18 protein-coding genes are annotated in these 19,022 nt (G+C 72.8%); 3 read left to right on the top strand and 15 right to left on the bottom strand.

The window, feature by feature from the left end:
* Positions 1-9: 9 nt before the first annotated feature.
* Genes F8568_RS19325 through F8568_RS19305 form a run of 5 tightly spaced genes read right to left on the bottom strand, consistent with a single transcriptional unit; the run spans position 10 to position 4,248 of the window.
* Positions 10-1,254, bottom strand: coding sequence for a metal-dependent hydrolase family protein (locus tag F8568_RS19325; RefSeq protein WP_151594959.1), 1,245 nt, complete (start codon positions 1,252-1,254; stop codon positions 10-12).
* Positions 1,251-1,583 (bottom strand): hypothetical protein, encoded by a 333-nt coding sequence (locus F8568_RS19320; RefSeq protein WP_151594958.1) that lies wholly within the window; start codon positions 1,581-1,583, stop codon positions 1,251-1,253. Before F8568_RS19320 ends, F8568_RS19325 begins: the two co-directional genes overlap by 4 nt.
* Positions 1,580-2,839: an aromatic ring-hydroxylating oxygenase subunit alpha gene (locus F8568_RS19315; protein WP_151594957.1), complete on the bottom strand. Its 1,260-nt coding sequence runs from the start codon at positions 2,837-2,839 to the stop codon at positions 1,580-1,582. Before F8568_RS19315 ends, F8568_RS19320 begins: the two co-directional genes overlap by 4 nt.
* A gap of 24 nt (positions 2,840-2,863) precedes the next feature.
* Positions 2,864-3,487: a carboxymuconolactone decarboxylase family protein gene (locus F8568_RS19310; RefSeq protein WP_151594956.1), complete on the bottom strand. Its 624-nt coding sequence runs from the start codon at positions 3,485-3,487 to the stop codon at positions 2,864-2,866.
* Complete coding sequence (locus F8568_RS19305) at positions 3,484-4,248, bottom strand: SDR family NAD(P)-dependent oxidoreductase (protein WP_151594955.1); 765 nt, start codon at positions 4,246-4,248, stop codon at positions 3,484-3,486. The genes F8568_RS19310 and F8568_RS19305 overlap by 4 nt, the downstream gene beginning before the upstream one ends.
* A 168-nt stretch (positions 4,249-4,416) precedes the next feature.
* On the opposite strand from F8568_RS19305, the gene F8568_RS19300 reads away from it, so the two are divergent.
* A complete protein-coding gene (locus F8568_RS19300) occupies positions 4,417-5,058 on the top strand; it encodes a TetR/AcrR family transcriptional regulator (protein ID WP_151594954.1) in 642 nt (213 codons plus the stop codon).
* A 21-nt stretch (positions 5,059-5,079) separates the two neighbouring features.
* Here the strand turns inward: F8568_RS19300 and F8568_RS19295 are convergent, their stop codons facing one another.
* From F8568_RS19295 to F8568_RS19285, 3 genes are read right to left on the bottom strand one after another with little or no spacing between them, the layout of a single operon-like run.
* Positions 5,080-5,925 (bottom strand): TauD/TfdA dioxygenase family protein, encoded by an 846-nt coding sequence (locus F8568_RS19295; RefSeq protein ID WP_151594953.1) that lies wholly within the window; start codon positions 5,923-5,925, stop codon positions 5,080-5,082.
* A complete protein-coding gene (locus F8568_RS19290) occupies positions 5,922-6,257 on the bottom strand; it encodes a hypothetical protein (RefSeq protein WP_151594952.1) in 336 nt (111 codons plus the stop codon). Before F8568_RS19290 ends, F8568_RS19295 begins: the two co-directional genes overlap by 4 nt.
* Complete coding sequence (locus F8568_RS19285) at positions 6,254-7,543, bottom strand: aromatic ring-hydroxylating oxygenase subunit alpha (RefSeq protein ID WP_151594951.1); 1,290 nt, start codon at positions 7,541-7,543, stop codon at positions 6,254-6,256. The genes F8568_RS19290 and F8568_RS19285 overlap by 4 nt, the downstream gene beginning before the upstream one ends.
* Before the next feature lie 130 nt (positions 7,544-7,673).
* Here F8568_RS19285 and F8568_RS19280 point away from each other — a divergent pair, with 130 nt between their 5' ends.
* On the top strand, positions 7,674-9,122 hold the full coding sequence (locus F8568_RS19280; RefSeq protein WP_151594950.1) for an aldehyde dehydrogenase: 1,449 nt from the start codon (positions 7,674-7,676) through the stop codon (positions 9,120-9,122).
* A 37-nt stretch (positions 9,123-9,159) separates the two neighbouring features.
* Here F8568_RS19280 and F8568_RS19275 read toward each other — a convergent pair whose 3' ends face one another.
* The 5 genes from F8568_RS19275 to F8568_RS19255 form a co-directional block, all read right to left on the bottom strand.
* The gene (locus F8568_RS19275) at positions 9,160-9,762 is read right to left on the bottom strand and encodes a TetR/AcrR family transcriptional regulator (protein WP_151594949.1); all 603 of its coding nucleotides are present in this window, start codon (positions 9,760-9,762) and stop codon (positions 9,160-9,162) included.
* Between the two features lie 81 nt (positions 9,763-9,843).
* Entirely contained in the window at positions 9,844-11,532 is a 1,689-nt protein-coding gene (locus F8568_RS19270) for a nitric oxide reductase activation protein NorD (protein ID WP_151594948.1), read from the bottom strand.
* Entirely contained in the window at positions 11,529-12,365 is an 837-nt protein-coding gene (locus F8568_RS19265; protein ID WP_151594947.1) for a CbbQ/NirQ/NorQ/GpvN family protein, read from the bottom strand. The genes F8568_RS19270 and F8568_RS19265 overlap by 4 nt, the downstream gene beginning before the upstream one ends.
* 34 nt (positions 12,366-12,399) lie before the next feature.
* Complete coding sequence (locus F8568_RS19260) at positions 12,400-13,584, bottom strand: spirocyclase AveC family protein (protein WP_151594946.1); 1,185 nt, start codon at positions 13,582-13,584, stop codon at positions 12,400-12,402.
* 150 nt (positions 13,585-13,734) lie between these two features.
* Positions 13,735-15,015: a cryptochrome/photolyase family protein gene (locus F8568_RS19255; protein ID WP_151595081.1), complete on the bottom strand. Its 1,281-nt coding sequence runs from the start codon at positions 15,013-15,015 to the stop codon at positions 13,735-13,737.
* 254 nt (positions 15,016-15,269) lie between these two features.
* Here F8568_RS19255 and F8568_RS19250 point away from each other — a divergent pair, with 254 nt between their 5' ends.
* Complete coding sequence (locus F8568_RS19250) at positions 15,270-16,805, top strand: SDR family oxidoreductase (protein ID WP_151594945.1); 1,536 nt, start codon at positions 15,270-15,272, stop codon at positions 16,803-16,805.
* Positions 16,806-16,851: 46 nt separating this feature from the next.
* Here the strand turns inward: F8568_RS19250 and F8568_RS19245 are convergent, their stop codons facing one another.
* Together F8568_RS19245 and F8568_RS19240 are read right to left on the bottom strand one after the other, a co-directional pair.
* Positions 16,852-17,757 carry an HpcH/HpaI aldolase/citrate lyase family protein gene (locus F8568_RS19245; protein ID WP_151594944.1) on the bottom strand — a complete coding sequence of 302 codons (906 nt, stop codon included), beginning with the start codon at positions 17,755-17,757 and terminating at the stop codon, positions 16,852-16,854.
* On the bottom strand, positions 17,757-18,983 hold the full coding sequence (locus F8568_RS19240; protein WP_328600953.1) for a CaiB/BaiF CoA transferase family protein: 1,227 nt from the start codon (positions 18,981-18,983) through the stop codon (positions 17,757-17,759). The genes F8568_RS19245 and F8568_RS19240 overlap by 1 nt, the downstream gene beginning before the upstream one ends.
* Positions 18,984-19,022 lie beyond the last annotated feature (39 nt).

Raw genomic sequence — 19,022 nt, 5'->3', positions numbered from 1 at the left:
TTCGGGCGTTCAGGCGTTCTTGTGGACGCGGCCGTCCTTCATGACGAACCGGACGTCCTGGGTGACGGCGATGTCCTGCGACGGGTCGCCGGGGACGGCGATGACGTCGGCGAGGAAGCCCTCCTTCAGCCGGCCGAGCTCGTCGTCCAGCTCGACCAGCTCCGCGCTGGTGACGGTCGCGGCCCGTAGGGCCTGCATCGGCGTCATCCCCCGCGCCACCAGGGCGGCGAGTTCCTTGGCGTTGTCGCCGTGCGGGACGGCCGGGGCGTCGGTCCCGCAGGCGATCTTCACGCCGGCGGCGATCGCCTTGGGCAGCATCGACCGGGCGCGCGGGAAGACCTCGGCGGCCTTCTTGCGCAGCTCCGGCGCGGCCCGCTCGATGTCCATCGCGTCGGTCAGGTAGGTCGTGGACACCAGGAACGTGCCGTGCTCGGCCATCAGGGCGAGGGTCTCCTCGCTGGCGAGGAAGCCGTGCTCGACGCAGTCGATGCCGGCGCGGACGCACGCCCGCACGGCCCGGTCCCCCACCGCGTGCGCGGCGACGCGGACGCCGGCGCGGTGCGCCTCGTCGGCGATGGCCGCCAGCTCCTCGTCGGAGTACTGCTGGGAGCCGGGGCCGGTGCTGTGCGACATCACCCCGCCGGACGCCGACACCTTGATCACCTTGGCGCCGTGCCGGATCTGGTACCGGACGCAGGCCCGCACCTCCGCCACGCCGTTGGCGATGCCCTCCCCGACGCTCAGCGGCATGATCCCCGGCGCGAGCCGCTGGAAGACGGTCGGGTCGAGGTGGCCGCCGTACGGGGTGACGGCGTGGCCCGCCGGAATGATGCGGGGGCCGTCCACCCAGCCCTGGTCGACGGCGCGCTGCACCGCGACGTCGAGGAGGTAGCCGCCCGTCTTGACCATGAGGCCGAGGTTGCGGACGGTGGTGAAGCCGGCGAGCAGCGTCTTGCGGGCGTTGAGGGTCGCGCGGATGGTGCGGTACGCCGGATCGTCCTGGACGCCGTGCATCGGCAGCGGCAGCCCCGTCGGGGTCTCGGGGCCGCCGATCAGCAGGTTGAGCTCCATGTCCATCAGGCCCGGCAGCAGCGTCACGTCGCCGAGGTCGAGCTCGGTCGCGCCGGCGGGGACCTCGGCGGGGTTCACCGCGGTGATGCGGTTCCCCTCCACCACGACCACGGCCGGCGACCGGACCTCCCCCGCCTCGACGTCCGCCCAGCGCCGGGCCTTCAGGACGATGGGTGCCGTCACGGCACCGGCTCGATGACGCAGTCGAAGCTCGACGACCCGCTGTCGGGGACGCGCGGCTGGCGCCACACCTCGACCGGGAAGGACACCTGGATCATCGAGTACAGCAGGTGCAGCAGGTTCATCGCGTCGTCGGGCAGCGCGTCGTACGGGAGCCCTTCGAGGTAGGCCATGGCCTCCTCGGCGCGGGGCGTCACCGCGTCGTAGAACTCCTGCATCTCCTCGGTCGTGCTGGCGAGCCGGGTGCCGTACCGCTCCTGCTCGGTGGCCAGGCACCATTTCCCGGCGAACGGCTCGAGGTCGCTGAACTCCCCGGGCAGCAGAGCGCTCACTTGCGGGCCCCCTCGAAGTCGCCGACCCAGTCGCCGACGACCTTGTGCAGGTGCCGGCAGAGGATCTCCTGGTCGTTGAGATGGAAGCGGTCGATGTAGCGGGTCTCGAGCATCATCTGGGTGGCCTCCAGGGTGTTGGAGTCCTGGAGCGCGAACTCCTTGAACGTCACCGCCGCCATCTCCTGGGCGATGCGCTCGCGGATGTTCGTCGCCGGCATGAAGTAGACGTTGCCCTCGAAGACGTGCGTGTTGTAGGACGTCGGCCAGTAGTGGTAGGTCAGGTACCAGCCCTGGCTCCAGATGAGGATGACGAAGTTCGGGAAGAGCTGGAAGGAGTCCAGCCCCCACGGGTCGCATTTGGCCGGGTTGACGCCGGGCGGCATCTCCCCGAGGTCGATCGCGTCCCACGGGCCGAACAGCCCGCTGCGGGTCAGGATCTCCATGGGCTTGACGAGCTCGGAGTCCATCTCCCAGAAGCGGACGCCGGAGGTGCTGACCATCCGGTGCGGGCCTTCGATCTGGTAGTGCGGCGCCTCGAACCCGGCCTGCTGCGCCGCCGCGGAGTACTTCTCGGGCGACTGCTTCGCGTGCAGGACGGGCGCGTGGTAGAACTCCGCGAAGGCGTCCATGTACAGCTTCCAGTTCGCGTGGATCGTGGTGCTGTAGCCGAAGCGGGCCGTCTGCTTCTCGAACGGATAGCCTTCGAGCGCGGTCACCATCGGGCCGAGGAATTCGCGGAGCGACTGCTCGGGCTCCCGCGCGAAGTTGACGAAGATGAAGCCGGCCCAGACGTCGCAGTGCACCGGCGCGAGGCCGTTGCGGCTCTTGTCGACGTTGAAGAACTCGCCCTCCTGCTGGATGAACGTCAGCGCGCCGTCGAGGTCGTAGCGCCAGCCGTGGTACTTGCAGGTGAACTGGCGGCAGAAGCCCGCCGTGTCCTGCTTCGGGTCGTCGGACCAGACGAGCTTGTTGCCGCGGTGGCGGCAGATGTTGTGGAAGGCGCGGACCCGCCCCTCCCGGTCGCGCAGGACGATGATCGACGCGTGCGCGGCGTCGACGTCCTTGGTGAAGTAGCTGCCCTTGCGCGGGAGCTGCTCCACGCGTCCGACGTTCAGCCAGGCCCGCTTGAAGATCGCGCTCTTCTCGCGCTCGTAGAACTCAGGGGTGATCGAGTCCTCGTAGGACACCGGGTCCGTGCCGAGGTCGGGATAGTGCTCGGTCCAGCTGCCTTCCGGTGGTTTGGGAAAACGCGGCATGGTCCTCCTCCTTCGGGGGTGCGGTCACTGGGCGGACGTGCCGGAAGGGCCGGTGGCGGGTCGGGCGTCCGGGTCGGAGCCGTTCGACGGCTCCAGGCCGACGCTGTTCAGCACCATGGCGAGGCAGACGTAGCTGCCGACCACGAAGAGCAGTTCGAGGAGCCGGCGCTCGTCAAAGCGGGCGGCCAGGCGCTCCCAGAGGGCGTCGTCGATGGTGTGGCCGTCCACGAGCTGGTCGGCGGCGAGCAGGATGTCGCGGTCGCGCTCGGACCAGGCCCCGGTATCGGCGTCGTCGCGGAGGGCGGCGATCTGCGCGGGTTCCAGCCCCGCCGCCCGCGCCATGCCGACGTGCTGCGCCCACTGGTAGCGGCAGCCCGTCCGGTGCCCGACCCGCAGGATCAGCAGTTCGCGGTCGCGGGGGTCGAGGGTGCCGCCGTCGAGCAGCGTGCCGCTGAACGCCAGCCAGGGCCCGCTCAGCCGGGGGTGCCGGGCGAACAGGCCGAGGATCGACGGCACGGGCGGCGCGTCGGCGGCGCCGGTCAGGTAGCGGTCGGCGCGCGCCATGTTGCCGCGGAGCAGCTCGCACTCCTCCTCGGCCCACTCGGCGATCGGCAGCGGCCGCATCCGCGGCGCGGCGGCCGGCGTCACAGGACCGACCCGCCGTTGACGCCGAGGACCTGCCCGGTGATGAAGCCGGCCTCCTCGGAGGCGAGGAACGCCGCCGCCGCGGCGATGTCGTCGGGCGTCCCGAGGTGGCCGAGCGGGATGGCCGCGGCCATCGTCTCGTTGGCGGGCAGGTGCCCCTCCGCCTGGGAGCGGTGCTGCATCGGCGTCTCGATGCCCGACGGCGGGATGCTGTTGGCCGTGATGCCGTGCGAGGCGTAGGCGCGGGCCAGGGACTTGGTCAGCACGATCACCCCGCCCTTGGCGGCGGCGTAGTGCGCCATCTCGGGCGAGCCCCGCTGGGCGCTGGACGAGGAGATCGTGACGATGCGGCCCCAGCCGGCCGCGACCATGTCCGGCAGGGCCAGCTGGCAGCAGTTGAAGGTGCCGGTGAGGTTGACGGCGATGAGGCGGTCCCAGCTCTGCGCCGTGATCTCCGCGAACGGGCTGAACGCGACGAGGCCGGCGCTGGTCACGAGGATCTCCGTCGGCCCGAGCGCCGAGCGGGTCTCGGCGAACGCGGCCTCGAGGGCGGGCCGGTCGGTGACGTCGGCGGCGAGCCCGACGGCGTCGGTGCCCGTCTCCCGCAGCTGCTTGGCGACGCGGTCCGCGCCGTCGCCGTCGATGTCGAGCACGGCGACGCGGTGGCCCCGCGCGGCCAGGTGGCGGCAGGCGGCCTCGCCGATGCCCGACGCTCCGCCCGTGACGACGGCCACCCGGGACCGGCCTCGCTCCGTTTGCGGCATCGCTCCGTCCTTCCGCTCGCGCCGCTGCTCGCGGCGCGGGCGCTAGTCACTCGACTAACATCCTTTGACCACATGACTAACATGGGCGCCGGGGCGAGGGCAAGACCCGGGCCCCGGTGGACTGAGGCCATACTGGAGAGGCATCCGAAGCCGAGAGGAAGGACGCGCATGCCGGCACGGCGGAGCCCCGTCGACGACTCGGCCACCCGTACCGCGCTGCTCGACGCCGCCCAGGAGCTCATGCTCGAGGAGGGCTACGCGGCCGTCACCACCCGCCGCCTCGGCGCCAAGGCGGGGCTGAACAACGCGCTGGTCTTCTACTACTTCGGCACGATGGACAACCTGTTCATCGAGCTGTTCCGCCGGGGCGCCGAGCGCAGCCTGGAGCGGCTGAAGCGGGCGCTGCGCTCGGCCCAGCCGCTGTGGGCCCTGTGGGAGCTGACCCACGACTTCTCGAGCAACACGCTCACCATGGAGTTCATCGCGCTCGCCAACCACCGCAAGGCGATCCGCTCCGAGATCGCCGCGTACTCGCGCAGGTTCCGGACGCTCCAGCTCGACATGCTGTCGGACGTGCTCGACGGCTACGGCGTCGACCGCGACCGGTGGCCGCCCGTGACGCTGATCCTGTTCATGACCGGCATCTCCCGCTTCCTGCACATCGAGGAGGGGTTCGACCTCGACGTCGGCCATGCGGAGACGGTCGCCGTCATCGAGCGCGAGATCCGCGCGCTGGAGGGCGACCGGCTGCCGCCGGCCGACGCCGAGGCCGAGAACGAGGCCGAGACCGTCGCCGGCGGCACCGACTGACTCCGTCTCCGCGAGGGCGGCTCAGCGGATCGGCTCGTCCCCGAACACGGTCGTGCGGAGCAGTTCGCGGGGCGAGTCCGGCGGGTAGGGCGCGGCACGGTGCACCACGCCGGTGTTGTCCCAGATGACGGTGTCCCCCACCGACCACTCGTGGCGGTAGACGCGGCCGGGGGCCGTCGTCCGGTCGAGCAGGTCCCGCAGCAGCGCCCGGCCCTCGCCGGCGTCCATCCCGACGACGTGGTCGGCATGGACGCCGACGACGAGCGACCTGCGGCCGGTGCGCCGCGTCCACACCAGCGGATGGGTCGAGCTCGGCCGCGCCCGCCACCGTTCGAGCTGCTCGGGCGTGGGATCGGGGTGGACGCGGCGCTGGGACGCCTCGAGCGTGTGCACCACGCGGAGCGCGCCGAACCGCTCCCGCTCCGCGTCGCCGAGCGCCTCGTAGGCGGCGTAGGTGCTGGCGAACTCCGTCTCACCGCCGCCCTCGGCCACCTGCTTGGCGCTGAGGACGGTGGCCTTCTGCGGCGGCTCGCCGTGCAGCGGCGTGCAGCCGTCCATGTGCCACTCGAAGGTGGCCTTCAGGTAGTCGGCCGACGCGTTCTTCGACTTGTCGAGCGTGACGCGGTAGATTCCGCGCACGGGGTGGTGCCCCGGCTCGTAGTCGATCTCGCCGAGCCGCCGCGCGAAGGCGACCTGGTCCTCCGGGGCGAGGTGCAGGCCGCGGAAGACCAGGACGCCGTACCGCTCCAGCGCCGCCAGGACGGCCTCCGCCACGGCGCCGTCGGCGGCCAGCCGCTCGGCGTCGACGCCGCGGACCTCGGCGCCGACGGTCGCGGCGAGGGGGACGCAGTCGATCGTCGTCGTCACGGCGCGGGCTCCAGGTGGCGGTCGAAGTAGGCGGTGCCGGAGTCGATGACCTTGGGCTGCTGCCACACCTCGACGGGCAGCGACACCATGATCAGCGAGTACACGAGGTGGAGCAGGTTCAGCTCCTGCTCGGGCAGCTCGTGCAGCGGGAACTCGTCCAGGTGCGCCATGGCGTCGCGCACGCGCGGGTACATCGCGTCGTAGAACGCCTGCATCTCGGTCATCGTGCTGTTCAGCCGCTCGGCGTAGCGGGCGGCCTCGGTCGCGATGCACCACTTGGCGGCGAAGGGCTCGCAGTCGGCGAACTCCTCCGGAAGCATCGAGTCGCTCACGCCGGCACCACCTTCCCGTCCCGCAGGTACGACTGCACCCAGTCGTCGACGACCTTGTGCAGGTGCCGGACGGTCACCTCCTGGTCGCACAGCGGGTAGGCGTCGATGGCCCGCGACTCCAGGCCCATCTGGGTCCCGTCCAGGGTGCCCGCGTCCTGGAGGCCGGCCTCCTTGGAGACGACCGCCGTGACCTCGTGGCGGATCCGCTCACTGGCGTTCCGGGACGGCGGGAAGTAGTACGACATCTCCCACTGGTGCGTGTTGTGGGACGTCGGCCAGTACTGGTACGTGAGGTACCAGCCCCGCTCGTAGATCAGGATCACGAAGTTCGGGAAGATCTGGAAGTTCGAGATCGACCACGGGTCGAGCCCGCCGGGGTTGAGGCCGGCCGGCAGGTTCGCGGGGTCGAGCTCGGGGATGTCCGGGCGCTCCCAGGGGCCCATGAGGCCCGACTCGGTGGCGTGCTCGATCGGGTACATCTGGTCCGGTGGCGTCAGGTGCCGGGGCACACCCTTCCAGCCGCCGGTGCTGATGAGCCGGTGCGGCCCGTCCATCTGGAAGTGCGGGACCTTGAAGCCGGTCTCGAAGCTGCGCAGCGACGGGACCTGCTGCTGCGAGTGCAGGATCGACGCGTGGTAGTACTCCTGGAACGCGTCGAGGAAGATCTTCCAGTTGCTCAGCAGGTCCGCCTTGAACGCGTACCGCTCGGTGAGCAGGTGGAACGGGTAGCCTTCGAGGCCCCGCACCATCGGCCCGAGGAAGTCCAGCAGCGACTGGCTCGGCTCGTCGGAGAGGTTGACGAAGACGAACCCCTCCCACACCTCGCAGTGCACCGGGACGAGCGGGAACTCGCTCTTGTCGAAGTCGAAGTACTCCTCTTCCTGCAGGACGAACTTCAGCGAGCCGTCCAGGCCGTACCGCCAGCCGTGGTACTTGCACATGAACTCGCGGCACACGCCCTTGGTCTCGTCCCGCGGCGTCTCGCCCCACAGCAGCTTGTTACCGCGGTGGCGGCACACGTTGTGGAACGCGCGGACCTCGCCGTCGAGGCCGCGCGTGACGATGAGCGAGGTCTTGGCGACGTCGAGGTCCTTGGTGAAGAAGCTCCCCTTGCGCGGCAGCTGCTCGACCCGGCCGACGTTGAGCCACGCCCGCCGGAAGATCGCCTCACGTTCCAGCTCGTAGAACTCCGGCGAGATCGAGTCCTCGTACGACACGAGGCGGGTGCCCATCTCCGGTACCCGCCCGGTCCAGCTGGCCTCCGCCGGTTTCCCGGAGCGCGCCATGGCCGATCCTCCCGTTCTGAGTCCGTGCCCGATGACATCTGGTCACGATGTTCATCGACTGACTAACATGACCTGGATAACACGACACGGACCGGAGCCGCAAGGGCGCGCTTCCGGAAGAGGAGCGTCCATGGACGAGCGGAAAGAGCTGTTCATCGGGGGCGAATGGACCGCCCCGGCCACCGCCCGGAGGATCGAGGTGATCTCGCCCCACACCGAGCGGCCGCTGGCCCGCGTGGCCGCGGCGGGCGTCGCCGACGTCGACCGTGCCGTCGCGGCGGCGCGGCGGGCGTTCGACGAGGGTCCGTGGCCGCGCACGGACCCCGCCGAGCGCGTCGCGGTCGTCCGCCGGCTGGCCGCGCTCTACGGCGAGCGCCGCGACGAGCTGGCCGGGCTCATCACCGCGGAGCTGGGCGCCCCGATCTCCTTCGCCAAGCGCGCGCAGGTAGCGCTCCCCTGGTCGATGATGGGGGCGCTCGCCGACATCGCCGAGAGGCATCCGTGGCAGGAGAACCGGCCCGGCGTGTACGGGCGGGACGTCGTCCTGCGCCGGGAGCCCGTCGGCGTCGTCGCCGCGGTGGTCCCGTGGAACATGCCGCAGTTCCTCACGGTCGCCAAGCTCGTCCCGGCGCTGCTCGCCGGCTGCACCGCCGTCCTCAAGCCGGCGCCGGAGTCGCCGCTCGACGCGCTGCTGCTGGCCGAGATCCTCGATGCGGCCGGCGTCCCCCCGGGCGTCGTGAGCGTCCTGCCCGCCGACCGCGACATCAGCGCCTACCTCGTCGCCCACCCCGGCGTCGACAAGGTGTCCTTCACCGGGTCGACCGCGGCGGGACGGCAGGTCGCGGCGGCGTGCGCGGCGAACCTGACCAGGGTCGGCCTCGAACTCGGCGGGAAGTCGGCGGCCATCGCGCTGGAGGACGCCGACCCCGCCGCCGTCGCCACCGCCGTCCGCTTCTCGGGCATGGGCATGGCCGGCCAGATCTGCAACGCCCTCACCCGCGTCCTCGTGCCGGTGGAGCGCGCCGGCGAGCACGCCGAGGCGCTCGCGGCGGCGCTGTCGGGCATCAGGGTCGGCGACCCGGCCGATCCGGAGACCGAGATGGGGCCGCTGGTGTCCGCGCGGCAGCAGCGGCGGGTGCGGCACTACATCGACACCGGCGTCCGCGAGGGAGCCCGGCTCGTCACCGGCGGTACCGGCCTTCCCGAGGGCGTCCGGCACGGGTGGTACGTGCGGCCGGCCGTGTTCGCCGGTGTCGAGCCGGCGATGACGATCGCCCGCGAGGAGATCTTCGGCCCGGTGATCGCCGTGATCGCCTACCGGGACGAGGACGAGGCCGTCCGCATCGCCAACGACTCCGAGTACGGCCTGGCGGGCTCGGTGTTCACCGCCGACGTCGAGCGCGGGCTCGGCGTCGCCGCCCGGGTGCGCACCGGCACCTTCGGCGTGAACCAGGGGTACTCGATGGACCCGGCGGCCCCCTTCGGCGGCGTCAAGGCCAGCGGCTACGGCCGCGAGCTCGGCCGCGAGGGCCTCGACGGCTACCTCGACGTCAAGTCGATCTCGATCGCGCCCGCGTGAGCGCGGGCCGCCCGGGGCGCGCTCGCCCGGGCGGCGGTCAGGGCAGCTTGATGAAGGACATGTACATCTCGAGGACCGGCCGGTACAGGTCGACGTCGTCCAGCCGGCTGCCCAGCACGACGGAGTCGCTGGTGGCGATGAGCACCTGCGCGAACGTCAGCGCGGGGATCAGCAGCGTCCCGCCGATGCGGTCGATGCCCTCCTGGATGGACGCCGCGAGCGCCTCGGCCACCTCCAGCCGTCTGGCCTCCACCCGCTGCCTGGCCTCGGGGTTGCGGAGCAGGTACAGGGTGAACTCATGGCCCAGCGCGGCGTGCTCGGCGCCGCGGTCGCCGCTGAGCTGGCGCCACCGCCGGGCGACCTCGTCGAGTTCGCGGGCCCCCACCTCGCTGATCGCCGAGATCACTTCGGCGAAGTCGTCGAAGTAGCGGCGCCAGTGCCGGTCGCTGACGGCCAGGAACAGGTCTTCTTTCGTGCCGAAGTGCTTGTAAATGGCGCCTTTGGTAAAGCCGGCGGCATAAGCGATGTCGTCGAGCGTCGCCTGGGTGAAGCCCTTTTCGGCGAACACCTCCTCCGCCGCGTCCACGAGCAGCGAACGGGTGTGGTCGCGGCGCCGCTCCCTCGTCCAACGCTCAACCATACCGGTGATTATGCCAGTTCCGGGGCGCCCTCCCGCGCCCGCGCCCCCGCGGTCCGGCGCCCGCGGCCTCGGCGGCGGCCGTCACTTCGGCCTCGGTGCGGCGAGCCGCCGGAGCGCGGCGAGGAACAGCTCGTCCATTCGAGGGCTCAACTCGGCGAGCGTCGCGGCGCTCGCGTGGCTCGCCGGGCCGAAGACCCGCTCGAGCGCGTCCGCGGCCGTGGTGGCGCCGATGGAAAGGCAGAGGCACGCCACGCCGTCGGCGTGGAGTTCTTCGATGGCTTTGCTGACATCGGCCTCCGCGTAACGCCCTTCGTATCCATTGTCATAGGGAAAACCGTCGGAAAGGACGATCAGCAGCCGGTGGGGGGTTCCCGCCTCCGTCTTGAGAATTTCCCCGGCGCCGCGTATACCCGCGCCGAGGCGCGTGTAGCCGGACGGCTGGAGCTGATTCAGCCGAGCCCGGCCGACGGCGTCGAAACGCTGCCCGAACGCCTTGACCGCGGGCAGGTGCACGGCGTGCCGGCCGTGCGACCGGAAGGCGTGGACGGCGACGCGGTCGCCCAGCTCCTCGAGCGTCGCGGCCAGCGTCGCCGCCGCCCGCCGCTGGTGGTCGTGCACGGCGAGGCCGTCCGGGTCGGCGTCGGTGGCCGATCCGGAGGCGTCGAGCATTACGAGGACGCCGAGGTCCCGCGCGGTCTTCCGGCGGTCCAGGTAGACGTGCTCGGGCGGCGAGTGGCCGGAGCGCACGTCCACCAGGAGGTCGACGAGCGCCTCGAGGTCGATCTCGTCGCCGTCGCGGCGGCGGCGCATGACCCGGGGGCCGAGGCCCACCCGGGACAGGCGCCGCCGGAGCACGTCGTCGCGCGGGACCGCCGCGGCGGACACGTCGGCCACGGCGGTCAGCGGGAAGCCGATCACCCGGCACCAGTCCGGACGGTACCGGCCGGCGTGGACGTCCCATTCCGGATGCAGGGCTCCCCCGACGCCCAGGGCGCCGCCGGGCCTGCCGTCGTCGGTGAAGCGGATGCGCGTGGGAAGCGGGCGGGCGTGCCGTCCGACCCGGTCCGCCCGCCGGACCGAGCGGACCTTCGCCTCCGCCCCGGCGGCGCCGTCCCCCTGCGTCCGCGATCCGCCGAGCAGTTTCCGGAAATAGTCCGTGAGCGTCCGCGAGGCGATCAAAGGATTCTCGAACAGTTTCAGGATCTTGCTTTCCCGCGGCTCTTCCTGGTCGCCGTCGTCGTCGGCTTCGGGCAGGTCGATGGGATCGAATTCCAGGCGCACCTCCTTGTCGGTGGCGCGCGCGCCGGGACCGGCGGGCGCGGCCAGCAACCGGGACGGTCTGATGACGCCGAACCATTCCGGCGGGTCGGGCACCGCCGCCCGCCCCCTGGCCGCTTCGAGCGACTCCTGGGCGGTCGCGGTGCCCGGGTCGCCGCCGAAATCCAGACCGGCGGCGACCGGATACCGTCCGGCCAGCTCGGCGAGCACCCGGCGGCCTTCGAGCGCCAGGTACCGGCGCGCCGTGGAAGGACGCGCCCAGACGGCCCTGATCCACCGCTGGTCCAGGCTCCCCGCGCCGAGCAGAGCGCTCTGGACCAGCACCTCGCTGCGCTGCCGGACGGCGGAGCCGCCCGCGGAGACGAAGACGACCCGGCCGTCGGTATGCGCGGCCTCGCCGGCCTTCGCCTCCGCGACGTCGACGGCCCGGCCGGCGATGGACGCGGCGAGGAACCGGAACCGCTCGGGGCCGCCCGGCTCGGCGGCCGTCATGTCCCCGGCAGGACGGCGTCGGCCAGCTCGCCCAGCGCTCGGACGACGTCCGGATCGTCGGACAGGGCCTGGACGATGGCGGACCGGGCGGCGGTCCGCAGGCTCAGCCCCTGCGCGACAAGGCTGCCGGCGAGGATGAGCATCCGCGTGGAGGACGCCTCGCGCAGCGGCGAGCCGTCCAGGTCCCGGATGGCGTTGCCGAGCCGGACCAGCGCCTGCGCGGTCTCCGCGCCGACCCCCGCCTCCCGGGCGACGATCTGCGCCTCGGCCTCGGCGGGCGGGAAGCCGAGCTCGATCGCGACGAACCGCTGCCGGGTCGACTCCTTGATGTTCTTCAGGACGCTCTGGTAGCCCGGGTTGTAGGAGATCACCAGCTGGAATCCGGGCGCCGCCCGCAGCGTCGTGCCGAGCCGGTCGAGGGCCAGCTCGCGGCGGTGGTCGGTGAGCGGATGGATGACCACGACGGTGTCCTGGCGCGCCTCCACGACCTCGTCGAGGTAGCAGATCGCGCCCTCGCGCACGGCGCGGGTCAGGGGCCCGTCCACCCAGGCCGTCTCCCCGCCCTTGAGCAGGAACCGGCCCACCAGGTCGGCCGACGTCATGTCCTCGTGGCCGGCGACGGTGATCAGCTCGCGGCCGAGCTCGTGCGCCATGGCCTGCACGAACCGGGTCTTCCCGCATCCCGTCGGCCCCTTCAGCAGCACCGGGAGCCCGCCGCGCGCCGCCGCGCGGAACACCTCCTCCTCGTCCCCGACCGCGCGGTAGAACGGCGCCTCCGGCGCGGGCTCGACGGCCACGGACCCGCCGGGCAGCGTCTCGGTGCCCCCTGTCATCTCAGTGCCCCTGTCAATTCGGTGCCCCTGTCATTCAGTGCCCCCGGTCGAAGGGGACGATCGTCGGAAGCTTCCGGTCCTTCGGGGGGACGACCTTGCCGTCCGGGCCGATGGTGGCGGAGCCGTCGCGCGTCGTCGGCAGGGCGGGGTCGGGGCACAGCCGGCCGGTCTCGTCGCCGCAGATTCCCGACGTGAAGTACGAGCGCTTCTGGATGTCCTTCGGCCACGGATCGGCGTGCATCGCGAACCATTGCACGGGGACGTTGTAGAACACGAAGAAGAAAGCGCTGCACGCCGCGAAGATCGCGAGGAAGCGGGTGAACTGCTGCCTCGCCATCCCGCCGCGGACGCGGTCGAGCCCGCGCTCCACGAACGTCCGGCCGCGGTCGTCGGTGAAGTAGCGCAGTGCGCACAGGCCCGCCTGGACGCCGCCCCACATGAGCCCTTCGTAGATGGGCCACTGGTAGTAGTGGCCGGCGTTGATGGTCAGGGACCTGATCGCGCCGGGGTAGGTGAAGAGCCCCATCGGCATGAGGAACAGGCCCTCCATGACGAGGTCGAAGAAGAACGACCACGCGATGAGGACGCCGATCAGCCCGATGTTGCTGATCCCCGGCCACCGCGCCTTGACCTTGCGCATCACCCAGCAGCCGAGGATGGTGCACAGCAGCACCCCGTAGGAGTAGCCCGGCGCGTTCATCAGCAGCGGCTCGGCGAGCATGTGGCCCGGTTCCCCGAACGACTGCCAGCCGGGGATGTCCTGCGTCCACGCGCCCATGTTCCAGAGCCAGCTGTTGTAGGTGCACCAGGTGTTGAAGTAGTCCAGCAGCGGATCCTGGAAGAACAGCAGGCCGCAGGACACCAGCAGCATCCCGTCGAGCGTGATCCGCCGCTCCCGCCGCCAGGGCCGGACGATGAAGAAGTAGACGCCGACCGGGAAGCCGAGCAGCGTCACGCCCGTCCAGGTGATGAGGATCGCCTTCATCAGCGTGGGCGGATCGCTCGGCCCGGCGGGCACCTGCTCGAAGTGGGGCCCGGAGACCCACCGGATCCACACGTAGAGCTGGAAGAGCAGGATCGCGCCGCCGATGACGGCCCAGATCCGCACGGGTTTGGTCGGCGTCTGGACCTGCGCGCCGAGCGAGGCCTTGTCGAGTGAGGCCGTGTCGACTGCTTCTGTGGGGGGCGGCGCTTTCGTCTTCTCGGACTGTCCGCTCACGGGGACTCTCCTTCTGAGTCGTCGCAGCTCGCCGGGCGGGCACGGCCATCGCCGCCCGCCGGTCCGGCATCCTGCCGACCAAAAAGATACTCGCGAGAATCTTTAAGGGGAAGTGGTATCTGGGAGACCTTCGCGTCGGAGTGCGGATGCTCAGCCGAGCTCGAGGACGGGCGGCGGATAGGCCGGCCCGGGACCCTGGTCGGCGGGGAGCGTCCAGGGGCGGTGCACGCGCGCCCCCTCGATGCCCGCGAGCTCGGGGACGTACCTGCGGACGTAGTCGCCCTTCGGGTCGAAGCGCGACGCCTGCCGGAGCGGGTTCATGGCCTGTCCGGGCCGCGTGCTGTTGCCGGTCCCGGCGACCCACTGCCAGTTGCCGGCGTTGTCGGCGATGTCGCCGTCGGCCAGCCAGTCGTTGAAGTGGCGCAGCCCCGCCCGCCAGTCGACGCCGAGGGTCCTGGTGAGGAACGACGCGGTGATCAGCCGGGCGCGGTTGTGCATGAAGCCCTCCCGGAGCAGCTGCCGCATCCCCGCGTCGACGATCGGGACGCCGGTCATGCCCTCGCGCCAGGCGGCCAGGGCGTCGTCGTCCCGGTTCCACTCCCCCCGGCGCGGCCGGTAGTCCCTTCGCGCCAGGTCCGGGAAGGCCGCGGCGACCTGGTGGTGGAAGTCGCGCCAGGCGAGCTGGCGGCGGAACCCGGCGGGGCCGGCATCGGCCAGCTCCCTCGGCGAGACGCACCCGAACTTGATGTAGGCGCTGAGCCGCGACGTGCGGTCGCCGGCGAGGTCGTCGTGGCCCTCGTCGTACCCGGCCGCGGCCTCGTCCAGCCAGCGCGCCATGCGCCGCCGTCCCGCCCGTTCACCGCCCCGCGCGAGATCGGGGGACGGCGTGCCGTTCGTCAGGTCGCCGAACTCCGGCAGCGGGCCGCCGCGCAGCCCCGGCGGCAGGCGGACCTCGCGGGGCGCCGCCGCGATCGGCCGCCGGCGGACCGCCTCCCAGGCCCGCCAGTACGGCGTGAACACCCGGTAGTGGTCCCCGCCGGGCGGGGTGAGGTCCCCCGGCGGCACCACGGTGATCCCGGGATGCACGGACACCCGCAGCCCGAGTTCGCGCAGCCCGGCGAGGCGGCGCCGCGCGTACGCCGAGCGCTCGTCGGCGAGGAACAGCTCCGCCGCGTCCGTCCGCCGGGCCAGGCGGGCGATCTCGGCGACCGGATCGCCGCGCCGCACCACCAGGTCGCCGCCGAGTCCGCGCAGCGACTCGCGCAGGTCCGCGAGGGCGTCCAGCAGGAGGCGGACGCGGTTGGGCGCGGCGAACGGCCCGGCCAGCAGCGCGTCGTCGAAGACGAACACCGGGACGGTCGGCCCGGTCCGGCGGCACGCCGCGGCCAGCGCCGGATTGTCGTGCACCCGCAGATCGCGGGTGAACAGCATCAGCGACGCGCTCACCGGCGGATCTCCGGAGCCGGGCGCGCGATCGGCCGCCGCTCGCGGGACACGGCCCGGCGAGCCTGCCTTCCTGCGGTCCTCACAGGGACCTGCTTCCCCGGGACGGCCGCTTCGAACGGCGCCGTTCTCCCGGACGGCGTCCAGGACGGGCAAAGACCGGGAAGGGCCGCGCTTGTCCCCGTCGGCACCGGGTACGGGCTGCCCGACGCGAGGGGGAACGATGATCGGAGCCCTGCACGATGCCGCCGCCCGCTGAGACGAGCGGCGGGCGGCTCTGCCTGGTGACGGGGGCCAGTGGCTACATCGGCGGCCGGCTGGTGCCCGAGCTGCTGGCCGCCGGCCACCGCGTGCGCTGCATGGCGCGGACCCCGCGGCGGCTGCGCGACCATCCCTGGGCGGACCGGGTGGAGATCGTCCAGGCCGACGCCACCGACCCGGAGTCGACCCGCCGGGCCCTGGACGGCGTCGAGGTCGCCTACTACCTGATCCACGCGATCGGCGGGGCGGGCGGGTTCGGCGAGACCGACCGCCGCTCGGCCCGCACCTTCGCCGACGCGGCCCGGGACGCCGGCGTCGGCCGCCTGGTCTACCTCGGCGGGATGGAGCCGGACGAGGACCTGTCCCCGCACCTGCGGTCCAGGGCCGAGGTCGGCCGGATCATGCTGGACGCGGGGGTGCCCGCCGTGTGGCTGCGCGCCGCCGTGATCATCGGGTCGGGCTCCGCGTCGTTCGAGATGCTGCGGTACCTGACCGAGCGGCTCCCGGTGATGGTCACCCCGCGCTGGGTGCACTCGCGCATCCAGCCGATCGCGATCCGGGACGTCCTGCACTACCTCGTGGCGTCCGCCGCGCTCCCCGAGTGGGTCAGCCGGGGCTTCGACATCGGCGGGCCGGACGTGCTGACCTACCTGGAGATGATGCGGCGGTACGCCGCCGTCGCCGGGCTCGGGCCGCGCCTCGTCGTCCCGGTGCCCGTGCTGAGCCCCTGGCTGTCGAGCCTGTGGGTGGGCGCGATCACGCCCGTCCCGGGTCCGCTGGCGCGCCCGCTGGTGGAGTCGCTGCGCAACGAGGTGATCTGCCGCGAGCACGACATCGGCCGGTACGTCCCGCCGCCGGACGAGGGCCTGGCGGGGTTCGAGCGCGCGGTGGCCCTCGCGCTGCGGCGCGTCCGCGAGGCGGACGTCGCCACCCGCTGGTCGTCGGCGAGCGTCCCCGGCGCTCCCAGCGACCCGCTGCCCACCGACCCGGCCTGGGCCGGCGGGAGCCTCTACACCGACGAGCGGTCCCGCACCGTGGACGCCCCGCCGGAGCGCCTGTGGGAGGTCATCGAGGGGATCGGCGGCGAGCACGGGTGGTACTCCTTCCCCCTGGCCTGGCGCGCCCGGGGCCTCCTGGACCGGCTCGTCGGCGGGGTGGGCCTGCGCCGCGGGCGCCGCGACCCGCGCCGGCTGCGGATCGGGGAGGCGGTCGACTTCTGGCGCGTGGAGGAGATCGAGCCCGGGCGCCTGCTGCGGCTGCGCGCGGAGATGCGCGTCCCCGGCCTGGCGTGGCTGGAGCTGTCGGTGTCCGAGCGCGACGGCCGCGCCCGCTACTCCCAGCGCGCCCTCTTCCACCCCCGCGGGCTGCTCGGGCACTGCTACTGGTTGGCGTTCAAACCGTTCCACGACCGCGTCTTCGGCGGCATGTGCCAGGGCATCGCCCGGGCCGCGGAAGGCGACGGCCGCGCGGCGCCGGTGCGCACGCGAGCCGCCGCCGCGCACTCCGACGACCGGTGACGGAAGCAGGCCCCTCGTCCGGGTCCGATCGCCGACGGCTCGCGGATCACCCGGCCGGCGCCGCCCGGCGCAGGACGTTGGCCGCGTGGCGCAGGTGGGCCGCGTCGACGAGGCGTCCGTCGCGGCCGATGGCGCCGGTGCCCGCGGCGGCGGCGCGCCGGTAGGCCTCCGTCACCTCCCTGGCCTGCGCGACCTCCTCGGCCGTCGGGGTGAACACCTCGTTGGCCGTCGCGATCTGGCCGGGGTGGATGGCCCACTTGCCGTCGAAGCCGAGCAGGGCGGCGTGCGCGGCTGCCCTGCGGTAGCCGTCCGCGTCCTGGTAGGCGGGGTACGGCGCGTCGACGGCGTCGATGCCGGCCGTGCGGGCGGCGGTCAGGACCTGGACGCGGGCGTGGTGCCAGAAGTCGCCGGGGTAGTCGCCGAGCGGGTCGAAGTTGCCGTCGACCCGGGCGCGCAGCGAGGCGGACAGGTCCCCGGCGCCGAAGATGACCGCTTCGAGGCGGTCGCTCGCGCGGGCGATCTCGACGGCGTTCGCCAGGCCTTCGGCCTCCTCGATGAGCACCTCGACGCCGATCCGCTTGCGCATCGCGAGCTTCTCCTCGAGTTGGGTGAGCAGGACGTCGAGCCACCACACGTCGCGGGCGGCCCGCGCCTTCGGCAGGATGATCACGTCGAGCGCCTCGCGCGCCCCGGTGACGACCTCGATGACGTCGCCGTGGCACCAGGGCGTGTCCAGGCCGTTGACGCGGACGGCGCGCGCCGTGCGCCCCCAGTCCAGCCCGGTCAGCGCGGCGACGGCGACGCCGCGCGCCCGCTCCTTCACCGCCGGGGCGCAGGCGTCCTCCAGGTCGAGGAAGACCAGGTCCGCGCCCGACCGCGCCGCCTTCGCGCACATGTGCTCCTCGCTCGCCGGCGTCGCCAGTTCCGACCTGCGGGCTCTCGGCTCGGGCATCAGATGACTCCTTCTTCGCGCAGGTCCTCGATCTCGGCGGCGCCGAGGCCGAGCAGCTCGCGGTAGACGCGGTCGTTGTCGGCGCCGAGCGGGCGGCCGAGGTGCTCGACGCGCCCCGGGGTGGCGCTGAGCCTCGGCACCGGCGCCTGGACGGTCATGCGGCCGAGGTCGGGATCGTCCACGGCCCGGAAGGTGCCGCGGGCCCGCAGGTGCTCGTCGGCCAGCAGGGCGGGCGCGTCGTAGACGGGCGCCGCGGTCACCTCGGCGTCCTCGAAGACGGCCATGGCCTCGGCGAGGGTGCGGCGGGCGACCCAGGCGGCGACCAGCTCGTCCACCTCGGCGGCCCGCTCCTGGCGGCGGACGGGGTCGACGTAGCCGGGGTGCTCGGCGAGGTCGGGGCGGCCGATGGCGCGGAAGACGCGCACCGCGATGCTCGGCGACGCGCTGGAGATCGCCAGCCAGCGGCCGTCGCGGGTGCGGTAGGCGTTGCGCGGGGCGCTGGCGTCCAGCCGGTTGCCGGTCCTGGCCTTGACGGTGCCGAGCTGGTCGTAGGCGAGCGTCGCCGACTCGATGAGCCGTGCGAGCGGTTCGAGGAGGCTGACGTCCACGAGCTGGCCGTCCGCGCCGTGGACGTCGCGGTGGTAGAGCGCCATCATGACCGCGCAGGCGGCGGTGAGGCCGGCGACGCCGTCGGCCAGCATGAACGGCGGCAGGGTCGGCGGGCCGTCGGCGGGGCCGGTGACGTGCGCGAAGCCGCTCATCGCCTCGGCGAGCGTGCCGTAACCGGGCCGGTCGCTCTTGGGGCCGCCGCGCCCGTAGCCGGTGATGTGCGCGACCACGACATGCGGGTGCGCGGCATGGACCGAGTCGAAGTCGATCCCCCAGCGGGCCAGGGTGCTCGGACGGTTGCCGACCACGAGCACGTCGCTGACGTCGAGCAGCCGGTGCAGCAGCCGCCGGCCGGCGGGTCCGCGCAGGTCGAGGGTGACGCACTTCTTGTTGCGGCCGATGCTCTTCCACACCAGGCCGATGCCGTCCCTGCGGTCGCCCCAGGTGCGCATCGGGTCCCCGGCGCCCGGCGGCTCGACCTTGATGACCTCGGCGCCGAACTCCCCCAGCGTCGTGGCCACCGTCGGCCCGGCCGCCAGCGTGGCCGCCTCGACGACCCGCACCCCGTCGAGCGGTCCGCGCGCTTCGGGCATCGCGCCGCTCTCGTCTCCGACCACCTGCGTGTCCTCCATGATCGCCGGCCGCGGCGGCCGGTC

Source organism: Actinomadura physcomitrii (assembly GCF_008923205.2).
In the GTDB taxonomy this organism is placed as follows: Bacteria; Actinomycetota; Actinomycetes; order Streptosporangiales; family Streptosporangiaceae; genus Spirillospora; species Spirillospora physcomitrii.
The sequence above is the reverse complement of the archived record's forward strand: the minus strand, read 5'-3'. Positions and strand labels throughout refer to the sequence as shown.